Consider the following 26,367-nt stretch of genomic DNA (forward strand, 5'->3'; position numbering starts at 1 on the left):
ATTATCTATCTCAGCCTATCATTCTCCGTAAAATGAACATCTCCTATCGATATTTCCTTATTAAAAAAGACCTTAGAGCTATACGCTTTAAACGATACAAAAGGCCCACTCCATTTATTGCGTAGGGACAAAAGTAACTCGGCTTCCTCCAGATAGTCCATGTCTTCGCTTCTGGCTGCACATATAAGCAATTCATCTGCTTGTCTCGTAAGGATGAACGCTCCTCGCTCAGGTTCCCCTTTCTCGTACATACGCAATGCCTTTTTCACAATTGGGGACGTCTCATTCAGCTTTATGTATTTTTCCACCTTCGGGTTGGATGGCATGCTCAGCAAACCAAGATGATGCGTGTAATGGATATAGAGCTGGTCCGTCCGGATCAGCGTTCGCTTTTCCTGCGATGGCTTGCGCCAGCTCCACTCGATCATTCCAATCGTATGTCTTCCGGACGCGTGAGCAGGGATAGAAAACGTCAAAATAGCTTGTCTATATTTGCCCCGCCATACATCACCACAGTGAACAAACATGCAATCACCGTTTTCTGATTCTTTAAACCCGAGTCTCACCCCTTCAACTTTTAATAGATTTACCCCGTTTTCTGGATTGAACTGAAGTTGAAGGTCACATCCCGCTGCCTTCGGTATTAGGTTCCCTTTTCTTTTACGTATAGCTCCATAGCCCCATTCTATCAGTAGATTTACTTGTTTGGACCCATTCGCCGATATAGACTCTCTGTCCCATGTGTACGTTACATTGAGCATTGACTTCACCACTGGTAAATTCCCCCTAAAAGAACATGTAACTCTAAATTAACAGTGTTATCTGACACTATATTGTCAGGGAACATATGTTTGATTGTGAAAATTATACATGGTAATCTTTATGAAAGGGGACCTAATTCGCGAAATAACATTTTAATCCTTTCCAATTGCATAAATACGCAAAAATAGCCCGGCGTATGCCGGGCTACATGATAGTCTACTTCATATATTTAAACTTATGAAATTGAAGTTTCCGTTAAAGAAACATTCGTCTTTGTGCAAACATCGGATATAGGAGCAAAAGTAGTGCTGTCCACGATGAGCTCCTTTGATAAAGGCTTTCCATTAACAGTAATTTTTAAAATGGTATAGTTTTGCTCTCTGTCGTTCATCTTTCAAAATCTCCTTCTATATCTATTTTTAATATATTTCAGCTCATATATTCCTATTCAAGCCCTGATCAGGTGCGGGTTGTTCTTTACTCGTTTGTTGGGAAAACTGCCGGAATGTTGCCGCTTCCTTGATATACCCGTTTTAAGGTACACTTAAACTAATATATCGAGTTTTTTTGATCATCTTTTCCCGTATTTGTCGTCTGTATATTCTAAAACCTGCATCCAAATCATTATATTGTACGTAACCATGTGATATGGGTAATCATCTGTAACATCTAACATCTTGGTTTATCAAAAGGGGGACATCTCTTGGCACGAGCAACTTGTCGCTTTGCTTTGTACCGCCGCATTGTCTGCGCTGCTATAGCACTTTTGTTTATTTTTGGGGTAACTCGTGTACCCGAAGTTCATGCTGCTTATTGGGATGATGTATATCAAGGCTTTGAGCAGTTTTCGCGGTTGCCCGGCGATGTGTACCAGCTCAAGGAAAGCTACCGACAAACACAGGAAGATCTGGAAAAGGCCCGCACCAGCATTGAAACCTATCAGAAGCAGAACGCCCAACTGCTGGAGCAAAACCGCAAACTGAACGACACTGTTACAGAATTAAAAAATCTTCAAACCCAGCGCGATCAGGCTTCACACCGAAATAAAATGCTCATCATCACGGCTATCATTCTGCTGGCCGGTTATTTTATCGGTATCCGACTGTTGCGTTACGGGATGCGTCGACGTTCGGGAAGATACTAACTGCCTGAAAGGATGAAAGGTCTGAATGGACATACAAGCAGGACAACACCATGATGAAAGCGTCGGTTCAGTCGTAACGCTCGACCTGACTGAAGGGGAAAAGCTGCACGTTCTGCATCCGCAGCAAATTATCGCCTATCGCGGCCCCAGTACGGGCCGTAGTGATAAGCTGATGAATATTAAAGGCATGTACCGCAAGCACAAACTGATTCAGGCCGATTTCACAGGGGCTTGCCGACTAATTGCCGCACTTCCTCCTGGCTTTAGTCTGAAGATGATCAAGCTTGAAGGAAGCGACGATTTGCTATACGATTTCCGCAACCTGTTCTGGTACAGCGCCGGCATCCAAATGCGTACCAAGCTACTAAGCATGAAAAACATGTTGTTTAGCCGTGATGTCATTAAAATGAAATTTGACGGTATAGGTCACATTGGTATTTTGACACAGGGATTGGTATGTCAAGAACAGCTTCATCCATCGGAGCCGATCTATGTCGATGCGAGCAGCGTCATAGCCTATCCAGAAAATGCCAAGCTGGAGTTAACCGTATACGGTAACCATCTGGCCAGCCAGCATATGAACTATCATTTTAAAATGACTGGACATGGTACTGTACTATTTCATGCCGGTGAGCATCATCGGCGGCTTCAGCAGGATATGAACGACGATGGCGTAATCAAACGACTTTTAAGGGAAATCATTCCCTTTGGTGGAGTGTTTATCAAATAGTCCTGCCATGCTATAATGGCAATGCTATTAATGAAGCTGTCTGTCCTCGTGGCAGATGCTAATGAAGAAAATCCATGCATAACGCATGGGAGAGGTTCGCGAACTCCCTCTATAAAAAACTAACGATGCTTTGTCCTCCGCATATGAAAATGAACTTGCGGGGCAAGGCCTGTTTTTTGTTGAAGCCGGTTCAAGAACTCTCTTTCTTCCACGTGACAAGACGCTGTGTCTTACACCATTCCAAGAAGATCGAGAGGTTTTTTTATGTTTACAAACGAAAAAGCAGTCGTCGTATTCAGCGGCGGCCAAGACAGTACAACCTGTTTATTTTGGGCAAAAAAACATTTTGCCGAAGTAGAAACTGTGACGTTCGATTACGGTCAACGCCACAAGCAGGAAATCGAAGTTGCCGCCGGAATCGCCAGCGAGCTGGGTGTTCCGCAAACGGTACTGGATATGAGCCTGCTCAACCAACTTGCCCCGAATGCCCTCACACGCACCGACATTGACATTACTCAAGAGGAAGGCGAACTGCCTAGCACATTTGTAGACGGTCGTAATCTATTGTTCCTGAGCTTCGCAGCAGTTCTCGCCAAGCAAAAAGGAGCGCGCCACATCATTACAGGCGTTTGCGAGACAGATTTCAGCGGCTATCCCGATTGCCGGGATTCCTTTATTAAATCGCTGAACGTCACACTGAACCTTTCGATGGACTATCCCTTTGTGATTCATACCCCGCTCATGTGGTTGAACAAGGCCGAAACCTGGCAAATGGCCGATGAGCTGAAAGCTTTTGAATTTGTAAGAACCCGTACACTAACGTGCTATAACGGCATCATTGGCGATGGCTGTGGCGAATGTCCTGCTTGTAATCTCCGTCGTGCCGGACTAGAGCAGTATCTCGCGGTGCGCGGAGCTTCCTCCCAAGGAGTTGAAGGTCATGCGTGAGCCAGGTACCTTTCGCATTGTCGACAAGCTCCAGCAGTTCGGGACAGACATTGAGCGCTCTCAGCTGCGCTATCACCGCAAGCGTGTACTTGTTAGCAAACAGTTTACGTTCGATGCAGCACACCATTTGCACTGTTACGAAGGCAAATGCAAAAATCTGCACGGACATACTTATATCGTCGTATTTGGCATAAGCGGTATACCGGGCGAAACAGGTCTAACGCTGGATTTTGGTGATATCAAAACGATCTGGAAAGAGCGAATTGAGCCTTTTCTGGACCACCGTTACTTGAATGAGACGCTTCCTCCAATGAATACAACGGCGGAAAATATGGTCGTCTGGATCTTTGAACAAATGGAGTCAGCCTTGACCTCGGATGCATACAGCAATCGTGTTGAGGGTGGACGTACTGAATTTGTAAGATTGTTCGAGACACCTACCAGCTACGCCGAATTCCGACGGGAGTGGATGTTCGATGAGTAATACTGTAACTGCTAATACCGTAACTACTCACCAACCTACGACAACTCTCGATAGGGCTAAAGCAGCCCCTATTCCTGTACTTGAGGTGTTTGGTCCCACCGTTCAGGGCGAAGGTATGGTCATTGGTCGTAAAACGATGTTTGTTCGTACCGCAGGTTGCGATTACCATTGCTCATGGTGCGACTCCGCCTTTACCTGGGACGGCAGCGCCAAGGATCAAATTCGACGTCTGAGTGCCACAGATATTTGGCAGGAACTAAAGTCCATCGGCGGCGAACGGTTCTCGCATGTGACCCTTTCCGGAGGCAATCCTGCCCTGCTGCCACAGCTCGGGACGCTGATTACCCTGCTACGCAGTCAAGGCATTGCCACCGCTGTCGAAACACAAGGCTCCCGTTGGCAGGAATGGCTGTACGATATCGATGAAGTGACCTTATCCCCTAAGCCGCCCAGCTCTGGCATGACGACCAACTGGGAGGTGCTGGATGATATCGTAACCCGTCTGTCAAACCAAAAGATGGCTGGAGCATGCAGCCTAAAGGTCGTCATCTTCGATGACACCGATCTTGCCTATGCCCGCACCATTCACGAGCGCTATCCACATATACCGTTGTTCCTCCAGACGGGTAATCCAGATGTGAACACGGAGAACACCGGACAGATCGCGGAGTCTCTGCTCCATCGTTATGAATGGCTTATCGACCGTGTCATGGACGATTCCAGACTAAACGATGTAAGAGTACTCCCGCAGCTCCACACCCTCGTATGGGGCAACAAACGCGGTGTATAACATGCATATACAATATATTCCATATGGTCTGTATGTGATACACAAGATACACCAAATTAGTCGAAGTACACCCTCGACACCCAAAGCCATATAAAAAGAGAGAAACGCTCGTCCGCGAGGACGGGGTTTCACAATAAAATATCGCTCCTTAAATATAAGGAGCGAAATTCCATTTCTGCCCAACCCACATGTAAACGGGTAGGGACTTTATGGTGTTGACGGCGGTCGCAGCGGAGCGGAGGATTTGAAGCTGGAGAAGCGTTAGCGATCGGAAGCTCAAATCCTTCGCGAAGCGTCGCCTAACCGAACCTCCCCACCATAACTCCCTCTCCCTTTTACCAAACTAAACCAACTTTAAGGAGCCTCACTCAACATGACCGGAAGAAAACCTGAAGAAATGACCGACGTTACCCTACTTGGCAATCAAGGCACACAATACACTTTTGCCTATGATCCTGCCATTCTCGAAAGCTTTGATAATAAACACCCGTACCGCGATTATTTTGTAAAATTCAATTGTCCAGAGTTCACCAGCCTGTGCCCGATCACAGGACAACCTGATTTTGCAACCATCTACATCAGCTACATTCCTGATATTAAAATGGTTGAAAGCAAGTCCCTTAAGCTGTACCTGTTCAGCTTCCGCAACCACGGTGATTTCCATGAAGACTGTGTCAATATCATCATGAATGACTTGATTAAGCTGATGGACCCTCGCTACATTGAAGTATGGGGCAAATTCACGCCACGCGGCGGCATCTCGATCGACCCGTACACCAACTACGGCAAGCCGGGAACGAAATATGAGCAAATCGCAGAGCATCGTATGATGAACCATGATATGTATCCAGAGACGGTGGATAATCGATAGGCTGATCCTCTCTGTGCACTTGCATACAAATAAACAAAGGGCTGTCCCACAGGTCAAAAAATGACGCAGGGACAGCCCCTTGTTTTCTAGTTTATTGAATAATCCATAAAAGGATTACGCTTGTGACGTTTACACACTCAGATCAAATTTTGATTTTTTATATTCATAAGGGGTTTTCCCCATAACTTCCTTAAAAGCTTTTCTAAACGATTTTTCATTTGGAAAGCCTGCCTCGTAAGAGATTTCTGTAAGTGACTTATTCGTTGTTTCCAATAAATCGATTGCTTTTTCCAGACAAAGAATTTGCTTGTACTCCGTAAACGTCTGACCTGTATATTCATGAAACATTCTCGACAAATACGCCTCTGAATAGCCGCAAATTCGGGCTGTTTTCGCCAGACTAATATTTTCAGCGTAATGCTCTTTTATAAAATCCATGATCGTCTTTATCTTTCGCTGCTTTTCGCTAAATACCTCTGGCTGTATGTCTGCTGCCTGACTAAAATGATTAACGAGCAAATACTTAAGCTCAATAATTCGGCTTTGCTCTAAAATATAGTCATATTTCCCTTTGGAAATATGCAGGTTATATATATCCATAAATAACTCTCTTAATTTAGAAAGTATAGTATGTTCAACTTGTTTCTCTTGCGTGTTTAATTGGATGAATACTTGTTCATTGGCAAAAAAGGTAGCTGGAAATTGCAATACAACAACTTGGTTTTCCGTAATACTTTGTGTGGAGTGCGGTACATTGCTATTAATAAAAAGTGCATCCTTTTCCTTCAAAATGGTTATCTTTCCTTCATGCCACACTTTGAGGCTTCCACTTGTACAATAGATTAATTCCATATTGCTGTGAAAATGCATGGGGATGACTCTTTCTGTATCTGTCGATTGAAACATAAAGAGGTTAATCATTTTTCTTCTGTCTATTTCAATATGTTCATAAATTTTTTTCATACGACACCTCATCAACCAGCTATGAGTAATCAACAGTAATTTATATTCAGTCATATACTCTAATACTCATACTATACCGATAGTAAAATGCCTACACAAGCTGAAATCTCTTCAGCCGACTAAAACAAAAAAAGGCAGTTCTTCTCGCAAACGGAGAATGAACAGCCTTTCCTTGCCTGTTTGTAGCTCTGCAGGTAAAAGATAAAGAATATCGTTTTAATGATTGATTATGGCTCCACATTCCTGCAGCTGATAAATCTTAATTTCTCCTTCATTATCTCCTGCATCAAGCATCACACTGCGCTGTTCCGTATCTTCCAAGAAATAACGCAGAGAAAATACTTCCTCGCCTTCGTTCACAAAAATCTCCAGACTTGAGCTTTCTATAAATATTTGCATGTCTGCAAGTTGATTGGCTAATGTTGCTTTTCTGTACTCCCTCTGGTTCGTCAACCAGTTCGTTCTCCATACGGTTATACTGTTTTCTTCTGAATCATAGTCAATTTCCACAGCATTTCTTACTATCATTTTGAAGTTCTCTGTAAGCTTCGAAAAATGAACAATGCATTCCACCTGCAAGGAAGGCAGCATCCAAACCCCATTTTTGTGAATGTTCTCCTTAGAATGCACACCATCCAATCTTAACAACTGTAATTCCGGTAATGGTTTCTGGTATAGCACACCGTTAGACAACACTATTTCTCTAGGAAGGGTCAGCGCATGAATCCAGCCTTCCTGAATGGTTGGAACAGCCCTCTCTGCTTCTTCATTCATGGCGCTCATCCATCCGAACATAATGGTTCTATCATTCACCTTAAATGATTGTGGCGCGTAGAAATCAAACCCCCGATCAAGCTCTTTGAAATGGGCAAGATTCCCGCTAAATTTTCCTGTATCCATGAATTTCCCAACAATATATCCCGATTGGTTAGGGTTTCTATAATATTCGCCTGCTTCCGGTAAACCCTGAGGAGAGAAGACAAAAATATCATTTTCCGCAAATTGAAGTAGATCAGGACATTCCCACATATATCCGAACTCATGATCATGATCCAAAAATGATCCTTGGTATTTCCAATCAGACAAATCTGTAGATTTGTAGATAAGCGTATCTCCAGTCAAATCCTCTCTTTGAGCGCCAACGATCAGACACCAGCTTCCGTTCCGGTCTCTCCATACTTTCGGGTCTCGGACATGTCTGGTATAGCCTTGTGGATGTTCAAACAAAGGACCTATTTTATGGAAATTATCTCCATCTTCCGAAATGGCTGCGCATTGATAGCTTTCCTTGACTCCATCATTTCTGATTACATTTCCTGTGTAAAACAGATACAGCTTTTCATCATGAACTATAGCGCCTCCAGAATAAATGCCATCCTTGTCATACCATTCCGAAGGCTCCAGCGCTACACCCTTTCTTTGCCAATGCACCAGATCGCTCGAAACAACATGGCCCCAGCATTTATTTCGATGTTCGGTTCCTTTGGGGTTCCACTGATAGAAGACATGATATTGTTGATTGAAAAAGGCAAGTCCATTAGGATCATTTAATAGTCCGTAAGGAGGAGTAATATGATATTTAAGATGATAAGCGTCGCTTTTATTCATGTTTATCCTCCGGTAACAAAGTAAAACTAAAGCTTAGCAAAATGTCTTGTGAGCTTGAACCGATATAAACCTCAAATTCACCTGGCTCACTCTTATACTCCATTTCACGTCCATAAAATTTAAGCATGTCCTCATCCACTGAAAATTCCACAATTGTAGTCTCGCCGCTTTGTAAAAATACTTTTTTAAAGTCTTTTAATTCTTTAACGGGTCTTGCAACACTTGCAAATTTATCGCGAATATATAATTGAATCGTTTCTTTCCCAGCATACGTTCCAGTATTGGATACAGAAATACGGATATCCACTGACTCATTTGTTTTCATTTCCTTTTGGCTGACGGTTAACAGACTGTATTCAAATGAGGTATAGGATAGGCCATAGCCAAACGGATACAAGGGTTCGTTCACTTCATCTATATATCGGGACGCAAAGCGATAAGAGCCATTTTCCTTTAAATTCGGTCTTCCTGTATTCAGCTCATTGTAGTATACCGGAATTTGTCCGACGCTACGTGGAAAGGTCATCGCTAATTTCCCAGACGGATTTACTTCCCCATACAATATATTGGCCAGCGCTTCTCCCCCCATCGTTCCCGGATACCAGGCCTGAACAATGGCGTCCACTTTTCCAGCAACATCGGTAAGGATCAGAGGTCTTCCACTATATATGATCAGAACAATCCTTTTGCCCAATAAGCTTAATTCATGAAGTAGTCTCAATTGCGGCTCTGGAAGCGTCGGATTCGTTCGTGATCCACCTTCTCCGCTCTGATAAATACTTTCTCCCAAGGCAAGGACTATGACTTCTGCTTCATTTGCATTCCTAATGGCTTCTTGCAGTAGAACTTCCTCGGAACCTGTTTCAACAGCCAGCTTGTCCGCATATTTATCGAACGTTTCCCTTGCATCAGGAGGTAGCAGATAACTGCCTCTGCATACCGAGAGATTGTCGCAGCCAACAAGCTGTAACAACCCTGTTTTCAAATTTATAGTGTCTGTCTGCTCTCCCTTAATCGCCCACATGCCCAAGGTAGAATTTTCTTCTGCATAGGGACCAATCAAAGCCACCTTCGTTTCCTTTGACAACGGCAATACATTATTTTCATTTTTCAGCAGCACAACGGATTCTTCTGCCAAGGACAGTGCCGCTTGTTTATGTTCGTCTGACAGAATACTGCTTGTTGAACGTTTAACGATTTCCTGTAATCCGCGGTATGGGTCCTCGAACAGCCCCAAATCATTTTTCAGCTTTAAGACACGATATACAGCTTCATTCAGAAGCTCCAACATATAGTCATTATTAGAAATTACATCTTTCAATTGATTAGCGTACACTGCCGTCTTCATATCCACATCTACACCTGCCAACAGTGCCAGCCTGGCAGCGGAAGCCTCGTCTTCGGCATAACCATGCATGATTAACTCTTCAATAGCGGCGTAATCCGAGATCAATACACCGTCAAAGTTCATTTCCTGTCTTAATACATTACGGTTAAGCCACTCGTTTCCAGTCGCAGGGATACCATTCAACGTATTAAAAGCCGTCATAACAAGCTTGGCACCCGCTTCTATTGCAGCTTGATATCCAGGCAAATAATATTCTCGCAATGCATGCTCCGATAGATCCACGGCATTGTATTCACGTCCAGCGACAGGCGCTCCATAAGCAGCAAAATGTTTGACGCAAGCGGCAATTTTATTGGCTGGCACGGCTGTGCTTTCCAAGTTGCTGCCCTGGATTCCCAGAACTACGCTCTGGGCATATTTCTTTGCCAACAATGTATCCTCTCCGGGCGATTCCATCACCCGCCCCCAGCGAGGATCTCTAACCATATCTACCATAGGAGAAAAGGTTACATGAATGCCTTCATCGTAGCATTCCTGAGCAGCAATCGAAGCCGCATTCTCTATCTCCTCATAGTTCCAGCTACATGCTTGAGCAATCGGAATCGGGAAGATGGTTCGGTATCCGTAGATAATATCTGCCATGAATAACAGCGGAATTTTATGAACCGATTTTTCCAAATAATCGGTTTGCAACCGGATTATTTTTTCCGGGTTGGTGATGTTTAATATGGAGCCCGTATTATAAATATTATAATCCGTATTTAGCCCTAGTTTTTTCAAAGGGCCCGTCACAACCGTATCCATGTCACCTTCAAAAAAATCACCGGTTAGTTGGATGAGCTGGCCGATTTTCTCTTCTATTGATAGGCTGTTCAATTTTTCAAGCAATGTTTTGTTGTCCATGATTTTCTCCACTAAATTTTATTTGTTCTCTATTTTTTCTTTAAATCCAAAGACCCACGTCAACGCAAATGCTACACCAAAACCGATTACACAAACCAAAGCATACAGAAAAATCTGATTATTCAGATACAATAACAAACCAGGTATAGCTGTAATCGACATGCCTGTTGCTTGAACATTAAAGATACGTGCGAAGAATCCTCCAACCGCTCCCCCAATCAAGCCCATCGCGAATGGTTTGCCATATCGAATGTTCACCCCAAAAATAGCGGGTTCTGTAATGCCGAGCAGTGCAGACACGGCAGACGGGTAGGCAATAGATTTGGTTTTTAATCTTTTGGATTTCAAGCCGACAGCTAACGCCGCACCCGCTTGTGCACAAATAGATGCCGAACTGATCGGGTTAACCATATTCCAGCCGCCATCCACCAGCATCTGTATTTCGATCAGGTTCAACGCATGGTGCAGTCCGGTAACGACAATAATCTGATTAATGCCTCCATAAATAAATCCGCCAATGCCAAACGGCAACTTCAAAATAGCTGTAACTGCCGATAATATTAAAACCTCTACTTCATGGAAGATGGGACCAATCACGAACAAGCCCAGTACCAGTGTGAGCAACAATGTCAGAAACGGTGTCAAAATCAAGTCCAGTGCTTCGGGAACGGATTTCCTGATTCTCTTCTCCATCATCGCTCCCACGATCCCTATAATGAACGCCGGCAGAACTGAACCCTGATAGCCTGCGATTTTGATGAAGCCCAAAAATAAAAGAGGTTCCTTCACATGTTGAGCGACATCCCAGGATGTAGGTAAAGAAGGACTTACCAGCATGAGTCCGAGCAATATCCCCAAGATCGGCGACCCGCCAAATACTCTGAACGCTGACCAGCATACCAGCACAGGCAAAAAGGCAAACGCGGTATCGGTCAGTATTTGTGTAAATAATATGAAATTCGCAGAAATATCATCCGGTGTAAGTCCAAATAATTGAAGCAGTGCAGGCTGAGTTACCAAGCCCCTAACTCCCATAAACAATCCGGTAGCTACCAATGCTGGGATAATGGGAACAAATACATCTCCGAAAACACGGATCATTCTTTTGAAAAAGTTATCATCTTGTGTTGAGGCCTTCTCTTTCAGCTCTGCCTTTGATGTAGCAGATACATTCTGGCCGACCATTGCTTCGTAAACCTTGTTCACGGTACCGGTTCCAAAAATAATTTGATATTGTCCGGAGGTAAAAAACACCCCTTTTGCCTTATCAATATTCTCAATAAATTCATCATCAATAATGTCCCTGTCTTTTACAATCAATCTCAACCGTGTAGCACAATGTGCCATAGAAATAATATTGTCTTCTCCGCCAAGCCCTTTAATGACATCCTGGGCTATTTTAACGTATTCTTTCTCAAGACTCATCAGTCTTCTTCCTTTCCTCTGTTCCTCTTAGTTAGTCTGTACCTTTAAAACTTGGACTAATATGCTTCTTAAGAATAACATGACTGCGCTTTCAAACAGCGCGATTATTTTACTACATTAAGGTCAAATTTTGACCTCTTTATACCCTTGGCTATAAATAACTCTGAGAAATGGACTTTTTACGGGAACAAAAAATGCACCTTAAGAATGGGCACTGGATAACTTCATGGTTTATCCGGTGTATTCCAAAGGTGCATCTTAAATTGTCCTATTTGGTTACTTCGTGACTTTTAACTGAACACTATTGGCTGTATAGACAACCTTCACTTTATAATTGCTTGGTAGACCTGCTGCTTCAATGGAAGAGAATGCCCCATTGCGTTTACCGTAGGTTAAAATGGTGGCACCGCTAGCTGGTACATATTTGTTAGAAAAATTCAGGCGTAATTTCCCGTTAAGTTGGGCTGTTCCCTTAATTTTAAGCACGTCATTTTTACTGCCTAGGTTGAGTTCAAGTTTTCCCTTGGCAGTTTGTTTGTAATTCCCGCCAACAATCAGCTTTCCAGAATTGTTTTTAAGAAGAGTTCCCCCGTTATTCGTAACTGCACCACTTCCGAAAGCTGTCTCCGAATTACCTTCGAGTATGCCTTGATCGATCTGTGTACCGCCGGAATAAATATTGCTACCCATAAGCTTCAACGTACCTGTTCCCTTTTTAGTCAGCTTTCCAACACCAGAAATATTGTTGCGCCAGCGATCCAATGCATTGAAACCGCCTTTGGAAGCATCCATATTCACCGTAACATGATTGACAAAAGCACCGTAGCCATCCGCGGCGGAAAACAGGTTCAATCGGCCCCATCCTTCGGCATCGTCAAGCACAGGATAGCCGGAAGGAATCCCCGTGGTAGCCAATACCCAACGGCGTTGTGTGCTGTCAAGGTAAGGTAGGCGTGTCTCCAACAGCACCTCCGCTCCCTTAGGCACTGTCATTGGCTTCGTCGTTGGATTAATCGGGCTGAATCCGTACGTTAATCGTTGATTATAATTTTTCTTGTTTGTAGCATAGTTGCTGAAACGATCTGGGGCCGTACCTTTTTGGGACAGCAATTGTTCATGAGCATCATGATAAGCTGCTTTCTTCAAGCTGCTATTGGCTGGATCAGACAGGATGGCAGCAGCCATCGCTGTTGCCATGACACGCCCTCCCATGACATCAAGCGGGGAATGCATACCAGCAACAACACGATTATTGCCCAGCTCCGAAGCTCGTGTCAGTAATTCCTGATAACGCTCCGGCATGGCATAGGCCATAGCAATAGAACTGAGATACGCAGCATTGGTATGACCGCTTGGAAAGCCGCCATCATTAGTAGCATCAGATTTGAGCGCAGGGACCAGGCTCGGGACAACCACTGAATTATCGCTCCAGCGAAACGGACGAGGATAACTAAAGTAAGACTTAGCCGGGTTCGTCGTAGAGTAGTCCCCGCGCAAGGTATTGACCAAATTCACGACGTTGCCGAGACTGGAGCTTGTATCCCCTGCGTTTGTTCCCTCATCTTCATATTTTTTAGTTGTAGCATCGGCCGGGACGTCGTTGATTGTTGTCGTGGCGCCTGCCTTCTTTCGATATACATCAGTGAGCGAACCCAGACCGTCGATTACACTGTAGCTCTGATTTCGACGATCATCCAAATAAGCCGCATCGGCCTCACTGGAAGTGCGACGGGCAGCGATATCAATTACCTTTTGAATATTAGCATCCAGTACACTGCTGTTTAATTTGGTGCCCGTGTCCCAGGTAGCACCGGGAGTCCAAAGCTTATTAAATTCAGAGAGCAGCCCGAGAGTCGAATTGGAGCTTTCCGTCTTATTAGCAGCACTATTATTTTTATAATGATCTACAAAATATCCCCATGACGGTTCTGTTGGAGTTACTGTCGTTGGCAGCGTGGCCGCACTCGCATAACTTCCACCTAGAGAACCTAGAAGTAAAGGTAAAGATAATAATGCAACTGATAGTGGTTTCCTTAGCAATTTCATTCTCAAATCAGATCCTCTCTTCTCTTGTGCTCTTCATACTATTTCTACGGAGCTATTGTCTATACAACAAGTTGTATGACATAAAGAATCATATCTTAAGTTTGTTAAATAAAGAGCTTAGTTTTGTTAAATTCTTCTTGTTTATTTATATGTAAAAGGAATATCAGCAACATTCAACATAGAAATAGTTTTATGGTGTTTGTAATACTTCCACCATGTTGATATGTCCTTATGATCAATATAGTTGGAGCAGTAGAGCATAAAATTTAATTAAGGTAGGTTGTCTTATGAACGAGGAAACTATCGCTTTCAAGTGTGGAGCGTGTCAACAGGTACCAGACAAACCCCTATTAGAAAACAAAGATTTTGAGATTGTAGCTATCTAAGATGCTATGGACTGGGCAGATTTTAAACATGATATTCCAGATCTAAATAGTGAAATATGGGAAAGAGCATTGATACCTCCCACAAAAGGTGACTTAAGAAAAGTACAAGTATATTTTCCTTTTCATATGTCCGTTGGAGAAACTTTTTGGACTTTATTCAGACCTGCTTATTCACATTTTAATGGTTGGGAAGAACAACCTGATGAGATCAACTTCTCTGCGTTTATTAATGTAGATTTGAAGACATCATATCCAAAAATGAAAAAAGAGCTTGGATTCATGTCAGAGTGGAGCAAGTCCTTTTTTTGAAAAATGTATGTAATGAAATGCCGCCCCGTGATGGAACAGGCTATTTGGATTCATTTCATATGTTTGGAGAGGCTCAGCTGTTTCAATACAAGGATTGGATTCTTCTCTACTGTGGAAATCTAATAATCCCTGAAGACGAGTTGAACCCATTTATGCATGTTAGAGAGTAAAATGATAAGTAAAGGATATCTTATACAGATACAATGCACTCAGGCAAGATAATCTATTGTGAATTAGAGGATCGAGCAATAAAGAGTATCCAGCAGAATGGGCAAGCAGCGATGAGTAAAGGGGGACTTTATCCCACTTTCAGCCATTTGCTGCAAACGGATTGCTTCCTATATCTTAAAATATACATACATATCCGGAGGTTGCCATGACTACTAAATCTGCTACAAAAAAAGAAACGGGCCAATCGCTCCCCCTCCCCGGGCCGCAAGCGAAAGGCACCGTTTTTGCGATTTTGATTGCAATCAGTTTCGTCCATCTGTTCAATGACTCGATTCAATCGGTCATTCCAGCGATCTTTCCGATCTTGAAGGAATCTATGAGCCTGAGCTACACGCAGATCGGCTGGATTTCATTCGCCATCAACTTTACAGCTTCAATTATGCAGCCTGTAATTGGCTTGTTTTCGGACAAACGGCCTACGCCCGCTATCCTTCCTATCGGTATGGGCTTTACGCTCACTGGTATGCTGCTGCTCGCCTATGCAGCCGATTATAAAGCGGTGCTAATCGCAGTCATCTTCGTGGGTCTGGGCTCAGCTGCCTTTCACCCCGAAGGCTCGCGTGTATCCCATATGGCGGCAGGATCACGCCGGGGATTGGCACAATCCATTTTCCAGGTCGGCGGCAATGCAGGTCAATCGCTGGCACCGATGCTCACAAGCTGGATTTTTATCCCGTTGGGGCAATTTGGCGCCATCTGGTTCACGGGTATTGCGGCAGCCGGAATTGTAGTGCAATCATTCATTGCCCGCTGGTACGGTAACGTCCTGCGTACAGAAGGCATTGCACGCAAAAAAACGGCGACACGCCGCATGAAACCCGAAGTGCGCAGCCGTATTATGTTTGCCATGATTGTCCTCATTCTGCTGGTATTTGTTCGTTCGTGGTATTCGACCTCGGTCGGCAGTTACTATTCGTTTTACCTGATGGAAGTATTTAAAATGCCATTGGCTGACGCACAGCTGTACATTTTCCTGTTCCTCGGAGCTGGAGCGCTGGGCACCTTTTTTGGCGGCCCGCTGGCAGACCGTTTTGGTAAACGCAATATGATTTTTCTGTCCATGGTATTAGCTGCACCGCTGGCGCTGCTATTGCCTTATGCCAACCAATTCTGGACGGCGATCCTGCTGGCGATTATCGGATTTATTATGTTGTCCAGCTTTTCGGTCACAGTCGTATATGCACAGATGCTCGTGCCTGGCAAAATCGGGACGGTGTCCGGTCTCATTACGGGCCTGGCTTTTGGTCTGGGCGGTGTGGGCGCACTCGTGCTCGGCAACTGGATCGACAAAGTAGGCATCACCAACATCATGTTCCTGTGCGGCTTTTTGCCACTGCTCGGCATTTTAACCTTCTTACTTCCTACAGACAAAACCCTGAATCGCTGGGCGGAAGAAAATGGAGCCGAAGTGTAACAGGCAACCGTGTGGCGGCCATCATTGGCCGCTGCACACCTTCATAAACAACTAACTCAAGCTCCATTCCTCATTTCTACCCCACTCTTCATCTCTCCTCTATTCCTTACTTCTACTCCAACCCATTCTCTACTTCTGCTAAACGCTTTAAAATACGACGCTTCCGATACAGCATTTTCCCCGCTTCAGCTACGTCACTAATCGCACTTCGATTGGCAATGGAGCCAAACAAAATGCCTGCAATCGGGACCATTTGCAGCAGCTTTTTCCATCCAAACTGATCGCGATAGGTGTTAATGACCTCTTTCCATCCCTGCATCTGGGAAAAAACCTGTGCCTGACGTGAAGGATCATCGAACAAGGCCAGTTCCTCTAATACAGCCTTTTTACCCACAATATCGGATGAAGCAAATTGCATACATTTAATAATAAAAATGCGTTCCTGCTTATCATGGGGGTTAAAGCCATAGCACAAAGCGATTTCCTGAAGCACCTTGAGTGACAAGCCGAGCAAAATAGGGATATCCGCCGCAATCGTAAACACACCGCCAATCCCCGTGGTTGCTCCTTGAGCGGTGGCAAAGGTAATGCGTCCCGACGTCATATCGTCCGCAGTCTGATCCATGATCGTTAGTGGTAGCTCTGCCGCCTGCTTCAAATCCCACGTGGATTCCTCACTATGCTCCGCATCTGCATTTTCCCCGGCACGGAGCTGATCCTCCGGATCCGAGACGAAATCTGCACCATTTTGCTGAATTATATATTCACGGGCCGTCTTGTTTAACTTGCTCAGAACCGTTTCTTCTTTCACCAAATATTTGCCACCATTCTGAATGAAGCTGCCCATCTCATTAAGCAGTTGCTCCAGCTTGTCTTTAATGATTTTGGGCGTCAGCCGATCCAGCAGCATAAAGGGCCATCTACCGATTTTTTCCCAGAAAAAAATATCCTTCTGCTCCTTCTCCCACTTCTCAATATGCTTCAGCTCTTGATGCAATACATCCTGACTTTCCCGATATTCTATAAGCGGCTTCATAAGCGTAGACGCCTCCTTTTGACTATGCTAGTTTATGTATGGATAATACGTAAGTAAGACGAGTTCAGGTTTCTTTTTTTAGTAAACGAGACTGATATAGTAGATTAAAATTTGTCCAGATCGGAGGGTAATGATGAATAATGTAGAGCTTGTCCCTTACCATTGTGAGCATGATGCTATTTTACATACCTTTTATTTGCCTGAGGAGCAGAAGCAATTTACTGGAATTCCAGCTGAAATGCTGGCACTAGCCAAGGAAGACCCACACCGCCATCCTGTTGTCATTACGGCTACTGGAAGGCCGGTTGGATTTTTCATTTTATACGATGGAGATGAATTAGCAGACTATACGAATACTTCTGAGGCACTGTTGCTACGTGCGTTTTCTATTCATTATGCAGATCAGGGACAAGGGTTCGCTAAAAAAGGGATGCTTCTGCTACCACAGTTCATCTCTAGACACTTTCCACATATTCGCGAGATTGTACTAGGCGTCAATGCCCGTAATCAAGCTGCCCAAAATCTGTATCTCAAATGCGGCTTTATCAATGAAGGTAACACTAAAATGGGACAACACGGCTTACAGCATATTTTTAAAATGAGCCTATAACGCTGACTTCAATTGCCCTCGTAAATAAAAGCTTTCGGCACAAATGCCGAAAGCTTTTATTATTAAATTACGCCAATTGAAAAGCTCAATTTGTAGTTACCAAACTTCGTAAGTTCATCCAGCATGGTATTTAACTCTGACTGTGATGACATGCGCACCCGCATCCAATAACAGCCTCCCCCACTTACCCGATGGATTTCGACAATAGAGGGATGCTCCCGTGCAAAAGTCTGAAAAGCACTGTGAGTCGTTCCTGAATTCAGAAAAACCGTAATAAAGGCATGAATCGTCTGCCCAATTTTCTCCGGGTTCCAGCGCAGTGTATAGCCTTCAATAATACCTGCATCCTGCATTTTTCGAACACGTGCCCCTACTGCTTGGCCTGTCAAATGAACAAGCTGACCAATCTCCTTGTGCGTTAAAGAGCTGTCTTCAATTAAATGATGAAGAATGCGCAGGTCGGTCTCATCAGGTACGAATAGTTCCATAGTTATTTTTTCCTTTCATGATGAAACGAGAATGCTGGTTTTCCTTTCAGCAGGCCGTAGCCTGCATGTTCTTGCGTCAGATATGATTGTAGCAGAAACAAAGAACGGCCGAAAATACACTCGGTCAAAAAACATTTACGATTAAAGGAGCTTCTATATATGAAAATCACACTAATCCGCAACGCAACCTTATGGATCGAATACGCTGGAGTAAAATTTCTGATTGATCCGATGCTGAGTGATGCTGGCCTAAATCCACCAGTTCCCAATACGGAAAACACTTTCCGCAATCCGCTGGTTCCCTTGCCACCACAATGGCAGACGCTTGGACAGCCTGACGTGGTCATCGTCACGCATTTGCATCCAGACCATTGGGACCCGGCGGCAGTACGCTGGCTGGACAAACAAATTCCTGTCTTCTGCCAGCCCGGAAATGAAGAACAAATCATGGCTGACGGTTTTACACAGGTTACTCCGATTTCGGTGGCTGGCTCAGTCGGGAAAATCGAGATTACCCGTACAACCGGGCATCACGGTACCGGAGAAATCGGGGAACAGATGGGACCCGTATCTGGCTTTGTATTTCAGGCTCCAGGTGAGCCTGTCATCTATGTGGCCGGGGATACCATTTGGTGCAGTGAAGTCGCGGAGGCACTGGATAAATTCCGCCCTGACTGGACGATCGTGAACGCTGGAGGAGCGCGGTTTACGGTGGGTGATCCCATTATTATGACTGCCCAAGATGTAACGGCTGTTGCACAGCATGCCCCTTACACACAAGTCGTTACTGTCCATATGGAAGCAATCAACCATTGTGTACTGACTCGCTCCGAGCTTACGGAACATATCAATCGTGAAGGTCTGGAGAAGCGTGTCCATATTCCGGCAGATGGAGCAACGATTTCGGCATAAGGTGATAACTCCCGATTCACCGTTTGCGCCCATTTCGAATATATTGGATTTCAAAACGCCTAAAAGAAGGGATTATTAAATGAATTGGCAATATCAATATCCTTATTATGGTACAGAAACCCAATGTAAAGAAGTTCCGATTGCTTTTCCTCCCCAGCATCAATATAGACAGCCGGGGTTGGAATACCTGGTGGTTCCACGCCCTATATTTGATAATCCAAAGTATATCGGCACGGGAAAGCTTCAGGATCGGGTGGCTATTATTAGCGGCGGGGACAGCGGCATTGGTCGCGCGGTTGCAGTGGCTTTTGCCAAGGAAGGAGCCGATGTGGTCATTGCCTATCTCGATGAGCATCGAGATGCTATGGAAACCCGTGATGTCATTCACAGGCTTGGCCGACGTTGTTTGTTAATTCCGGGTGATCTAAGGCTAAGAAGCAACTGCTGTCTGGTTGTTCAAAAAACGATGGAAACCTTCGGTCGTATTGATATCCTCATTAATAATATGGGTGTTCAGTTTGTGCGCGAATCGTATCTGGATATCAGTGAACAGCAGCTTCGTGATACGTTTGACACGAATATTATTTCCTTCTTCCATATGACTACAGAAGCATTGCCGTATATGCCGGCTGGGGCCAGCATCGTCAATACAGCATCGGTTACAGCCTATGTTGGACAAAAGAACCTGATTGACTATTCAGCTACCAAAGGTGCTATTGTCAGCTTCACGCGTGCTTTGGCTAATAATCTGGTCGATCAGGGTATTCGCGTGAATGCCATTGCTCCCGGTCCGATCTGGACTCCGCTGAATCCGGCCACACAGTCGACCGAAGTCATCCGCACCTTTGGCAGCAATACGCCGATGAAGCGGGCCGGGCAGCCTTATGAATTGGCTCCTGCCTATGTCCTGCTGGCTTCGGATGATGGCTCCTACATTACCGGCCAGACGCTGCATGTGAATGGCGGACAAATGGTGACGACTTAGTTGGGTTGGCTGATAGCCATAAGGCCTAACATACAAGCAAACCTCCAGCATCCACAAGTTAAGTGGGACTGGAGGTTTGTTTATTTTACAATATTGAATATGATCTTAAACTGATCTTTTGTTTTTGTTGTAAATATCGAAGGCAACCGCCAGCAGCAGTACCAAGCCCTTGATGCCTTGCTGCCAGTCAATACCGAGGCCGATCAGAGACATACCGTTATTCAGTACGCCCATAACCAAACCACCGATAATCGCTCCAAAAACCGTGCCGATCCCGCCTGACGCCGAAGCTCCACCAATAAAGCAAGCTGCGATGGCATCCAGTTCAAAGTTCGTACCCGCTCTCGGCGTAGCCGCGTTCAGACGTGCAGCAAAGATGAGACCGGAAATGGCAGCCAGTACACCCATGTTGACAAATACCCAGAATGTCACTTTTTTCGTTTTGACACCGGACAGACCTGCTGCCTTTTCATTTCCACCCAGCGCATACACATGACGACCCATAATCGTACGGTTCATGACAAAGGAGTATACCACGATCAGGATGAACAGCAGGACAAGAATGTTCGGTATCCCCGCATAGCTCGCGAGCATGAAGGTGAACAGATTAATCACAGCAGCCACTACGATCAATTTGAGTACAAATAACGCCTGTGGTGGAACCTCAAATCCATATTTAAGCTGAGAACGGCGTTCACGAAGTTCATTCACAATAAACCATACCGTAAGAGCAATGCCGACAATGATGGATACTAGGTTATAACCGGTAGCTGAAAAATCCGGCAGGAAACCTGAACTGATTTTCTGAAATCCTCCCGGGAAAGGAGAGATCGACTGGCCTTCCAACACGATCATTGTCAATCCGCGGAAGAGCAGCATCCCCGCCAAGGTCACGATAAATGCCGGAATCCGTACATAAGCGACCCAGAACCCTTGCCATGCCCCAATCAACGCTCCGACCAGCAAAGCTGCAATCACAGCGATCCAAGCTGGAAGCTGCCAATCGACCATCATAATGGCGGCAACCGCACCGACAAAAGCGGCTATGGAGCCGACGGACAAGTCAATATGCCCAGTGATGATAACCAGCACCATCCCGATGGCCAGCACGAGAATGTAGCTGTTTTGCAAAATCAAATTGGTAATATTAATCGGCTTCAACAGCAAGCCGCCTGTCAGCACCTCGAACAAGATCATAATGACGACCAGCGCAATCATCATTCCATATTGGCGGATGTTATTTTTAAATAGTTTAGTTATGGTTTCCATGCTTCACGCCTCCTGACTTGGTCATATATCTCATCAACGTTTCCTGCGATGCGTCCTCACGGCTAACCTCTCCGGTGATCCGCCCGGCATTCATGACATAAATCCGGTCACACAAGCCTAGTACCTCTGGCAGCTCAGACGAAATCACCAGCACACCCTTACCCTCAGCGGCAAGTCGATGAATGATCGTGTAGATTTCATATTTAGCACCCACATCTATGCCGCGCGTCGGTTCATCCAGAATCAGAATATCCGGTCCGGCAAAAATCCATTTGCTCAGTACTACCTTCTGCTGATTGCCGCCACTCAGATTACCGGTTTTCTGTAAAATGCTCGGCGCTTTGATGTTCATGCTTTTTTTCATTTCCTCTGCAACGACGACTTCCTCCTGCTCATTGACCACAGCGCCCTTCGTCAGCTTGCTCAGACCAGTTAACGAAATATTACGCTTGATATCATCCATTAAAATGAGGCCATACTCCTTGCGATCCTCCGTCACATAGGCAAAGCCGTTGTTAATCGCGTCCGTAACCGTGTTGTTCTGGATCGGCTTACCGTCCTTAATCAGTTGACCCGAGATATTGCGTCCGTATGACTTGCCAAAGATACTCATCGCCAGCTCGGTCCGTCCTGCTCCCATCAGCCCGGCAATACCGACAATTTCACCGCTGCGAATATTCAGATTCACCTGATCCAGTACCTTTCGGTCTGCATGATGCTCGTGATACACCGTCCAGTCCTTCACTTCTAACACAACTTTGCCAATCTTGGCATGACGCTCTGGATAACGGCTGGTCAAATCGCGTCCAACCATCCCGCTAATGATCCGATCCTCTGTGACCTCATCCTTTTTCATATCCAGCGTCTCAATCGTCTTCCCATCTCGCAAAATCGTAATCGAATCCGACACCTTTGCGACCTCATTCAGCTTGTGGGAGATGAGAATGCAGGAAATGCCCTGTTTTTTAAACTCCAGCATCAAATTAAGCAGATTTTCACTATCATCCTCATTCAATGCCGCTGTTGGTTCATCCAGAATAAGCAGCTTTACCTTTTTAGAGAGCGCTTTCGCAATTTCGACCAGCTGTTGCTTGCCGACCCCGATGTTCGTAACCAATGTATTGGGATTTTCACTCAAACCGACCTTAGACAGCAGATCGCGTGTCCCCACAAAAGTCTCTTTCCAATCAATCACGCCGCCGCTAGCGCGTTCGTTGCCCAGATAAATATTTTCTGCAATCGAGAGATACGGGATCAATGCCAGTTCCTGATGGATAATGACGATGCCCAATTCCTCGCTCTGCTTGATATCCTTGAACTCACACGTTTTGCCCTGGAAAATAATATCCCCTTCGTAGGTTCCATGTGGATATACACCACTCAGTACCTTCATCAGTGTCGATTTGCCCGCCCCGTTCTCGCCGCACAGCGAGTGAATCTCGCCTTCCTTGACCTTGAGATTTACATTTTCCAATGCCTTTACGCCAGGAAAGGTTTTGGTAATTCCCTTCATTTCCAAAATGATTCCAGTCATGGGATACGCTCCTTTCGGTTGGATTCTTACTCTTATTTGAGACCAATTTGCTCTTTGGTGTAATAGTGACTGCCGACAATATCCTTCTCCACATTCGTCCGATCCACCGAGATCGGATCAAGCAAGTACGCAGGAATTACCTTTTTACCGTTGTTATAGGATTTAACGTCATTCACTTCCGCTTGCTTGCCCTGTAAAATGCTGTTGGCCATCACGACCGTTTGCTCAGCCAGCTTGCGGGTGTCCTTAAATATGGTTTGGGTCTGCTCACCAGCTACAATAGATTTAATTGAAGCCAGTTCTGCATCCTGTCCCGTGATGATCGGCAGTGGCTTATTCGCAGATCCATATCCGACCCCTTTGAGGGATGAAATGATACCGATGCTAATGCCGTCATACGGGGAGAGCACCGCGTCCAGATTGGCCCCTGAATAGTAGGCACTCAGCAGATTATCCATCCGCGACTGTGCTAAAGCTCCGTCCCATCGCAGCGTAGCGATCTGTGCCATCGTCATCTGCTTGCTGCGCACAACCAGCTTGCCGGAATCAATGTATGGTTTAAGTACGGACATCGCACCATTAAAGAAGAAGTATGCGTTATTATCATCCGGTGATCCGCCGAACAGCTCGATATTGAAAGGGCCCTTGCCTTCTTTGAGGCCCAGCTTCTTCTCAATATATGCCGCCTGTAACACGCCCACCTTGAAGTTATCAAAAGTCGCATAATACGTCAGATACGGTGTGTTGCGAATCAGACGGTCGTAAGAAATGACTTGAATCCCTTGGTCGTGTGCCTTCTGAATTACATCCGTCAGCGTGTTCCCATCAACCGAAGCGATGACCATGACATTGACGCCCTTGGTGATCATATTTTCGATTTGGGAAATTTGATTTTCCACCACATCCTCGGCATACTGTAAATCCGTTTTATAGCCTTGCTCCTGAAACAACCGAACCATATTCTCCCCGTCCCCTACCCAACGCTCGGACGATTTGGTCGGCATGGAAATACCCACATAGCCTTTTTCCTTGCTGCCCGTTCCACTCTCCGCCAGATTGCAGGCCGAAAGCATCAGGGCCAAAACCAGAAGCCAAACAACAACAGCTCCTTTTTTCATATGAAGTTCCCCTTTCCTCATGTGATGCAGGTCATTTGAAGGTAGGATTTTGCAAAATCCTCAAGTCAGTGCTAATTAGACTAGAAATTAGATAGCGCTTACATAAGTGAGGCAATGAGTACCTCTCCTTTTTTTATGTGCAAACACATGGTATCATTCCAGGCCGGGAAAGGTCTTTGCAGGTTTTGAACTTTTTTTATAAAATTTTAACCTTTGTGTGGGGGAAGGTAGAATTAATTAGATTGAAAAGCACAAAAACTTTGCCAGTTTATAATGATGGCAAAGTTTCAGGGTATCAATTGAAACTATTATTTGAAATTTCCAACGTTAGTCAATAATTTATTAAAGACGTATTAAATAGAAATAATACTATAAAGACAATTGATTTAAAAGGGGAGATCGTCATCATCAATAATAATACCACCACTAGTCTCCTCTTGGTGTATTATAAATGGATTTAATTCATCAGATCCATTATTAGTGTACTCAAATCGTTGCTCATCATTACGAAATAAATTTTCTACATCATGAGGCTCGAGTCTTGATAGAACTTTTGTTAGTGTCCTCATCATAGGATGTGTTCTTCCTACATATCCGTAAATTTTATTGCGATTTCCTTTTTCATGGCTTATTAAACCAACCATAGCACTAATTATCAGTTCTGGGGAGTGTCCTCTAGTTATCTTCCTTTTTAATTCAAGAAAACCATAGTTATTATCTTGTAACTCAAGTATTAAACACTTAACAACATTAGTAATAGAAGTATGCTTATAAATTTTGAACAAAATGTCAGCTGTATATTCATTTATTACAGTTAAATCAGTAACTATTTTACATAGCCAAAATAATACAAATTCTTGTATGTTGTTATTATCTAAATATTTTTCAATTAATTCTATCGCTTTAAAACTTAGTACATTATTTCTGCTTAGGTTTAAGTATAATTTATTCATCAAATGAGGTGAGTCGTTTAATACAACCTCCATTAAATAAAGAAGATCTTCTTCACCAGCGCTAAGCAGTGTTAAAATTAACTCAATATCTTTTTCTTCAAGATTTTTTTCATGTAACATTTGAGTTAAATATTCAATTTCGTCGTCAGATAACACTATCCTGTTTTCGGAATCATCATCATCAAATTCATCAATAGTGTATGTATTGATAATTGATCGTCTTTTATCTAAAAGAGTTTGCTTCATATCGCCAATATATTCTTCATTATCATCTATTTTTTGAATAAATGTTTTTTCTTCGTTTAATGAGAGGCCTTTTTCACCAATGAGTTTTTGTATAATGAAAATATCATCAACTATTTTTTCTCTAAAATCTGAAAAAAAATAGATATCATCCATAAATCTAATAACGAATTCCGAGTTCAATTCCCTAGAACTCTCGACAAAACTAAGAAAGAAATTGCCTATAACCTTAGCCGGAAAAAGTCCCTGAGGCATACAACTCGTACTTCGGCCTTCATTAATTTGTGTAAGAAATGTCCCAAGTTTAGCAGATTCTACTTGATTAATTAGCCTTGCAATAAAGCTTACCACATCATGGTGATAAATATTATTAAAACAATTAGAAATATCTATTTTTCCATAAAAATTATACTTTCTTTTTAATTCAATCAACTTTTCAGAAAATTTTTTATAGTCTTCACTAGGGGAATTATTTGTATCTTCATTAAAAGAATACCCGAAGCTTTCTCGTCCACTCAATTTTGTAGTAATGAAGTGATTTTTGTTTCTAAAAACAAAATCATACAAAAATATTTGTGCAATCGGATCAAGTTGAAAAGTCTGTCTAAGGTGGAACCTGTCTTTGGAAGCGTATACCCAGGGCTGTGCCAGAAAATATGCTTGAGAAATCTCTTCCTTCTTTTTTAAGATATCTTCATTTATGAATTTTATAATTTCTTCTAAACCATACTTGGAGAAAACCTTAATTGAATTTGTCGGAAAGAGTGTTTTATAGTTATCCTTTTCTATAAATTCGTACAAAGTTGTCACGTCTCTCATCATACATCCCCATCCATCATATATAATGAACAAATAAA

At 43.9% G+C, this 26,367-nt stretch carries 24 protein-coding genes and 1 riboswitch; of the genes, 11 read left to right on the forward strand and 13 right to left on the reverse strand.

The genetic code is table 11. The annotated features are described in order from the left end of the window. Positions 1 to 5: 5 nt before the first annotated feature. Positions 6 to 773 carry a hypothetical protein gene (locus ACU1JV_RS07885; RefSeq protein WP_013369764.1) on the reverse strand — a complete coding sequence of 256 codons (768 nt, stop codon included), beginning with the start codon at positions 771 to 773 and terminating at the stop codon, positions 6 to 8. A gap of 224 nt (positions 774 to 997) precedes the next feature. Continuing rightward, positions 998 to 1,153 carry a hypothetical protein gene (locus ACU1JV_RS07890; RefSeq protein WP_013369763.1) on the reverse strand — a complete coding sequence of 52 codons (156 nt, stop codon included), beginning with the start codon at positions 1,151 to 1,153 and terminating at the stop codon, positions 998 to 1,000. A gap of 312 nt (positions 1,154 to 1,465) precedes the next feature. Here ACU1JV_RS07890 and ACU1JV_RS07895 point away from each other — a divergent pair, with 312 nt between their 5' ends. The 6 genes from ACU1JV_RS07895 to queF all read left to right on the forward strand — a co-directional run bounded on the left by ACU1JV_RS07895 (position 1,466) and on the right by queF (position 5,729). Then, positions 1,466 to 1,906, forward strand: a complete 441-nt coding sequence (locus tag ACU1JV_RS07895; protein WP_346835328.1) for a hypothetical protein — start codon at positions 1,466 to 1,468, stop codon at positions 1,904 to 1,906. 25 nt (positions 1,907 to 1,931) lie between these two features. Next, positions 1,932 to 2,636, forward strand: a complete 705-nt coding sequence (locus ACU1JV_RS07900) for an AIM24 family protein (protein ID WP_064962416.1) — start codon at positions 1,932 to 1,934, stop codon at positions 2,634 to 2,636. A gap of 85 nt (positions 2,637 to 2,721) precedes the next feature. Then, positions 2,722 to 2,765, forward strand: a riboswitch (PreQ1 riboswitch). Between the two features lie 135 nt (positions 2,766 to 2,900). Next, entirely contained in the window at positions 2,901 to 3,584 is a 684-nt protein-coding gene (gene queC, locus ACU1JV_RS07905; protein ID WP_013369760.1) for a 7-cyano-7-deazaguanine synthase QueC, read from the forward strand. Further along, positions 3,577 to 4,068, forward strand: coding sequence for a 6-carboxytetrahydropterin synthase QueD (gene queD, locus ACU1JV_RS07910; protein ID WP_064962417.1), 492 nt, complete (start codon positions 3,577 to 3,579; stop codon positions 4,066 to 4,068). The genes queC and queD overlap by 8 nt, the downstream gene beginning before the upstream one ends. Further along, on the forward strand, positions 4,061 to 4,858 hold the full coding sequence (queE, locus tag ACU1JV_RS07915; RefSeq protein WP_413985700.1) for a 7-carboxy-7-deazaguanine synthase QueE: 798 nt from the start codon (positions 4,061 to 4,063) through the stop codon (positions 4,856 to 4,858). Before queD ends, queE begins: the two co-directional genes overlap by 8 nt. A gap of 373 nt (positions 4,859 to 5,231) precedes the next feature. Beyond that, positions 5,232 to 5,729, forward strand: a complete 498-nt coding sequence (gene queF, locus ACU1JV_RS07920; protein ID WP_017426398.1) for a preQ(1) synthase — start codon at positions 5,232 to 5,234, stop codon at positions 5,727 to 5,729. A 129-nt stretch (positions 5,730 to 5,858) separates the two neighbouring features. On the opposite strand, the gene ACU1JV_RS07925 is transcribed toward queF, so the two are convergent. From ACU1JV_RS07925 to ACU1JV_RS07945, 5 genes are all read right to left on the reverse strand, one after another. Further along, positions 5,859 to 6,692, reverse strand: coding sequence for an AraC family transcriptional regulator (locus tag ACU1JV_RS07925; RefSeq protein WP_040101943.1), 834 nt, complete (start codon positions 6,690 to 6,692; stop codon positions 5,859 to 5,861). 216 nt (positions 6,693 to 6,908) lie between these two features. Then, positions 6,909 to 8,300, reverse strand: coding sequence for a glycoside hydrolase family 32 protein (locus ACU1JV_RS07930; RefSeq protein WP_434954068.1), 1,392 nt, complete (start codon positions 8,298 to 8,300; stop codon positions 6,909 to 6,911). Then, complete coding sequence (gene bglX / locus ACU1JV_RS07935) at positions 8,293 to 10,551, reverse strand: beta-glucosidase BglX (protein WP_413985698.1); 2,259 nt, start codon at positions 10,549 to 10,551, stop codon at positions 8,293 to 8,295. The genes ACU1JV_RS07930 and bglX overlap by 8 nt, the downstream gene beginning before the upstream one ends. Positions 10,552 to 10,569: 18 nt before the next feature. After that, entirely contained in the window at positions 10,570 to 11,976 is a 1,407-nt protein-coding gene (locus tag ACU1JV_RS07940; RefSeq protein ID WP_413985697.1) for a sucrose-specific PTS transporter subunit IIBC, read from the reverse strand. 276 nt (positions 11,977 to 12,252) lie between these two features. Then, the gene (locus ACU1JV_RS07945; protein ID WP_413985696.1) at positions 12,253 to 14,022 is read right to left on the reverse strand and encodes an acid phosphatase; all 1,770 of its coding nucleotides are present in this window, start codon (positions 14,020 to 14,022) and stop codon (positions 12,253 to 12,255) included. 392 nt (positions 14,023 to 14,414) lie between these two features. On the opposite strand from ACU1JV_RS07945, the gene ACU1JV_RS07950 reads away from it, so the two are divergent. Then, positions 14,415 to 14,717, forward strand: coding sequence for a hypothetical protein (locus ACU1JV_RS07950; protein ID WP_413985695.1), 303 nt, complete (start codon positions 14,415 to 14,417; stop codon positions 14,715 to 14,717). A 376-nt stretch (positions 14,718 to 15,093) separates the two neighbouring features. Next, positions 15,094 to 16,362, forward strand: a complete 1,269-nt coding sequence (locus tag ACU1JV_RS07955) for an MFS transporter (protein WP_040101949.1) — start codon at positions 15,094 to 15,096, stop codon at positions 16,360 to 16,362. Between the two features lie 112 nt (positions 16,363 to 16,474). Here the strand turns inward: ACU1JV_RS07955 and ACU1JV_RS07960 are convergent, their stop codons facing one another. Then, complete coding sequence (locus tag ACU1JV_RS07960) at positions 16,475 to 17,398, reverse strand: EcsC family protein (RefSeq protein ID WP_413985694.1); 924 nt, start codon at positions 17,396 to 17,398, stop codon at positions 16,475 to 16,477. A 133-nt stretch (positions 17,399 to 17,531) separates the two neighbouring features. Here ACU1JV_RS07960 and ACU1JV_RS07965 point away from each other — a divergent pair, with 133 nt between their 5' ends. Beyond that, complete coding sequence (locus ACU1JV_RS07965; protein ID WP_413987551.1) at positions 17,532 to 18,008, forward strand: GNAT family N-acetyltransferase; 477 nt, start codon at positions 17,532 to 17,534, stop codon at positions 18,006 to 18,008. A gap of 62 nt (positions 18,009 to 18,070) precedes the next feature. Here the strand turns inward: ACU1JV_RS07965 and ACU1JV_RS07970 are convergent, their stop codons facing one another. Then, positions 18,071 to 18,496: an Lrp/AsnC family transcriptional regulator gene (locus ACU1JV_RS07970; RefSeq protein WP_413985693.1), complete on the reverse strand. Its 426-nt coding sequence runs from the start codon at positions 18,494 to 18,496 to the stop codon at positions 18,071 to 18,073. 159 nt (positions 18,497 to 18,655) lie between these two features. Between ACU1JV_RS07970 and ACU1JV_RS07975 the strand changes: the two genes are divergently transcribed. Both ACU1JV_RS07975 and ACU1JV_RS07980 read left to right on the forward strand, forming a co-directional pair. Beyond that, a complete protein-coding gene (locus ACU1JV_RS07975) occupies positions 18,656 to 19,408 on the forward strand; it encodes an MBL fold metallo-hydrolase (protein WP_413985692.1) in 753 nt (250 codons plus the stop codon). Positions 19,409 to 19,487: 79 nt separating this feature from the next. Next, positions 19,488 to 20,393 carry an SDR family oxidoreductase gene (locus ACU1JV_RS07980; protein WP_413985691.1) on the forward strand — a complete coding sequence of 302 codons (906 nt, stop codon included), beginning with the start codon at positions 19,488 to 19,490 and terminating at the stop codon, positions 20,391 to 20,393. 105 nt (positions 20,394 to 20,498) lie between these two features. On the opposite strand, the gene mmsB is transcribed toward ACU1JV_RS07980, so the two are convergent. From mmsB to ACU1JV_RS08000, 4 genes are all read right to left on the reverse strand, one after another. Continuing rightward, the gene (gene mmsB / locus ACU1JV_RS07985; RefSeq protein WP_013369743.1) at positions 20,499 to 21,662 is read right to left on the reverse strand and encodes a multiple monosaccharide ABC transporter permease; all 1,164 of its coding nucleotides are present in this window, start codon (positions 21,660 to 21,662) and stop codon (positions 20,499 to 20,501) included. Continuing rightward, positions 21,646 to 23,196 (reverse strand): multiple monosaccharide ABC transporter ATP-binding protein, encoded by a 1,551-nt coding sequence (gene mmsA / locus ACU1JV_RS07990; protein WP_025678894.1) that lies wholly within the window; start codon positions 23,194 to 23,196, stop codon positions 21,646 to 21,648. The genes mmsB and mmsA overlap by 17 nt, the downstream gene beginning before the upstream one ends. A gap of 32 nt (positions 23,197 to 23,228) precedes the next feature. Next, a complete protein-coding gene (chvE, locus tag ACU1JV_RS07995; protein ID WP_413985690.1) occupies positions 23,229 to 24,314 on the reverse strand; it encodes a multiple monosaccharide ABC transporter substrate-binding protein in 1,086 nt (361 codons plus the stop codon). A 386-nt stretch (positions 24,315 to 24,700) separates the two neighbouring features. Then, positions 24,701 to 26,332: a reverse transcriptase domain-containing protein gene (locus ACU1JV_RS08000; protein ID WP_081317825.1), complete on the reverse strand. Its 1,632-nt coding sequence runs from the start codon at positions 26,330 to 26,332 to the stop codon at positions 24,701 to 24,703. Positions 26,333 to 26,367 lie beyond the last annotated feature (35 nt).

This window comes from Paenibacillus sp. T2-29 (assembly GCF_052921365.1).

Excerpts from the sequence above, each read along its gene's own strand:
- ACU1JV_RS07930 (WP_434954068.1), bottom strand. The coding sequence starts at position 8,300 with ATGAATAAAAGCGACGCTTATCATCTTAAATATCATATTACTCCTCCT.
- ACU1JV_RS07945 (WP_413985696.1), bottom strand. The coding sequence starts at position 14,022 with ATGAAATTGCTAAGGAAACCACTATCAGTTGCATTATTATCTTTACCT.
- queC (WP_013369760.1), top strand. The coding sequence starts at position 2,901 with ATGTTTACAAACGAAAAAGCAGTCGTCGTATTCAGCGGCGGCCAAGAC.
- ACU1JV_RS07975 (WP_413985692.1), top strand. The coding sequence starts at position 18,656 with ATGAAAATCACACTAATCCGCAACGCAACCTTATGGATCGAATACGCT.
- mmsA (WP_025678894.1), bottom strand. The coding sequence starts at position 23,196 with ATGACTGGAATCATTTTGGAAATGAAGGGAATTACCAAAACCTTTCCT.
- ACU1JV_RS08000 (WP_081317825.1), bottom strand. The coding sequence starts at position 26,332 with ATGATGAGAGACGTGACAACTTTGTACGAATTTATAGAAAAGGATAAC.
- ACU1JV_RS07925 (WP_040101943.1), bottom strand. The coding sequence starts at position 6,692 with ATGAAAAAAATTTATGAACATATTGAAATAGACAGAAGAAAAATGATT.
- queE (WP_413985700.1), top strand. The coding sequence starts at position 4,061 with ATGAGTAATACTGTAACTGCTAATACCGTAACTACTCACCAACCTACG.
- ACU1JV_RS07940 (WP_413985697.1), bottom strand. The coding sequence starts at position 11,976 with ATGAGTCTTGAGAAAGAATACGTTAAAATAGCCCAGGATGTCATTAAA.
- bglX (WP_413985698.1), bottom strand. The coding sequence starts at position 10,551 with ATGGACAACAAAACATTGCTTGAAAAATTGAACAGCCTATCAATAGAA.
- queD (WP_064962417.1), top strand. The coding sequence starts at position 3,577 with ATGCGTGAGCCAGGTACCTTTCGCATTGTCGACAAGCTCCAGCAGTTC.
- ACU1JV_RS07965 (WP_413987551.1), top strand. The coding sequence starts at position 17,532 with ATGAATAATGTAGAGCTTGTCCCTTACCATTGTGAGCATGATGCTATT.
- ACU1JV_RS07950 (WP_413985695.1), top strand. The coding sequence starts at position 14,415 with ATGGACTGGGCAGATTTTAAACATGATATTCCAGATCTAAATAGTGAA.
- mmsB (WP_013369743.1), bottom strand. The coding sequence starts at position 21,662 with ATGGAAACCATAACTAAACTATTTAAAAATAACATCCGCCAATATGGA.
- queF (WP_017426398.1), top strand. The coding sequence starts at position 5,232 with ATGACCGGAAGAAAACCTGAAGAAATGACCGACGTTACCCTACTTGGC.
- ACU1JV_RS07970 (WP_413985693.1), bottom strand. The coding sequence starts at position 18,496 with ATGGAACTATTCGTACCTGATGAGACCGACCTGCGCATTCTTCATCAT.
- chvE (WP_413985690.1), bottom strand. The coding sequence starts at position 24,314 with ATGAAAAAAGGAGCTGTTGTTGTTTGGCTTCTGGTTTTGGCCCTGATG.
- ACU1JV_RS07890 (WP_013369763.1), bottom strand. The coding sequence starts at position 1,153 with ATGAACGACAGAGAGCAAAACTATACCATTTTAAAAATTACTGTTAAT.
- ACU1JV_RS07960 (WP_413985694.1), bottom strand. The coding sequence starts at position 17,398 with ATGAAGCCGCTTATAGAATATCGGGAAAGTCAGGATGTATTGCATCAA.
- ACU1JV_RS07900 (WP_064962416.1), top strand. The coding sequence starts at position 1,932 with ATGGACATACAAGCAGGACAACACCATGATGAAAGCGTCGGTTCAGTC.
- ACU1JV_RS07955 (WP_040101949.1), top strand. The coding sequence starts at position 15,094 with ATGACTACTAAATCTGCTACAAAAAAAGAAACGGGCCAATCGCTCCCC.
- ACU1JV_RS07980 (WP_413985691.1), top strand. The coding sequence starts at position 19,488 with ATGAATTGGCAATATCAATATCCTTATTATGGTACAGAAACCCAATGT.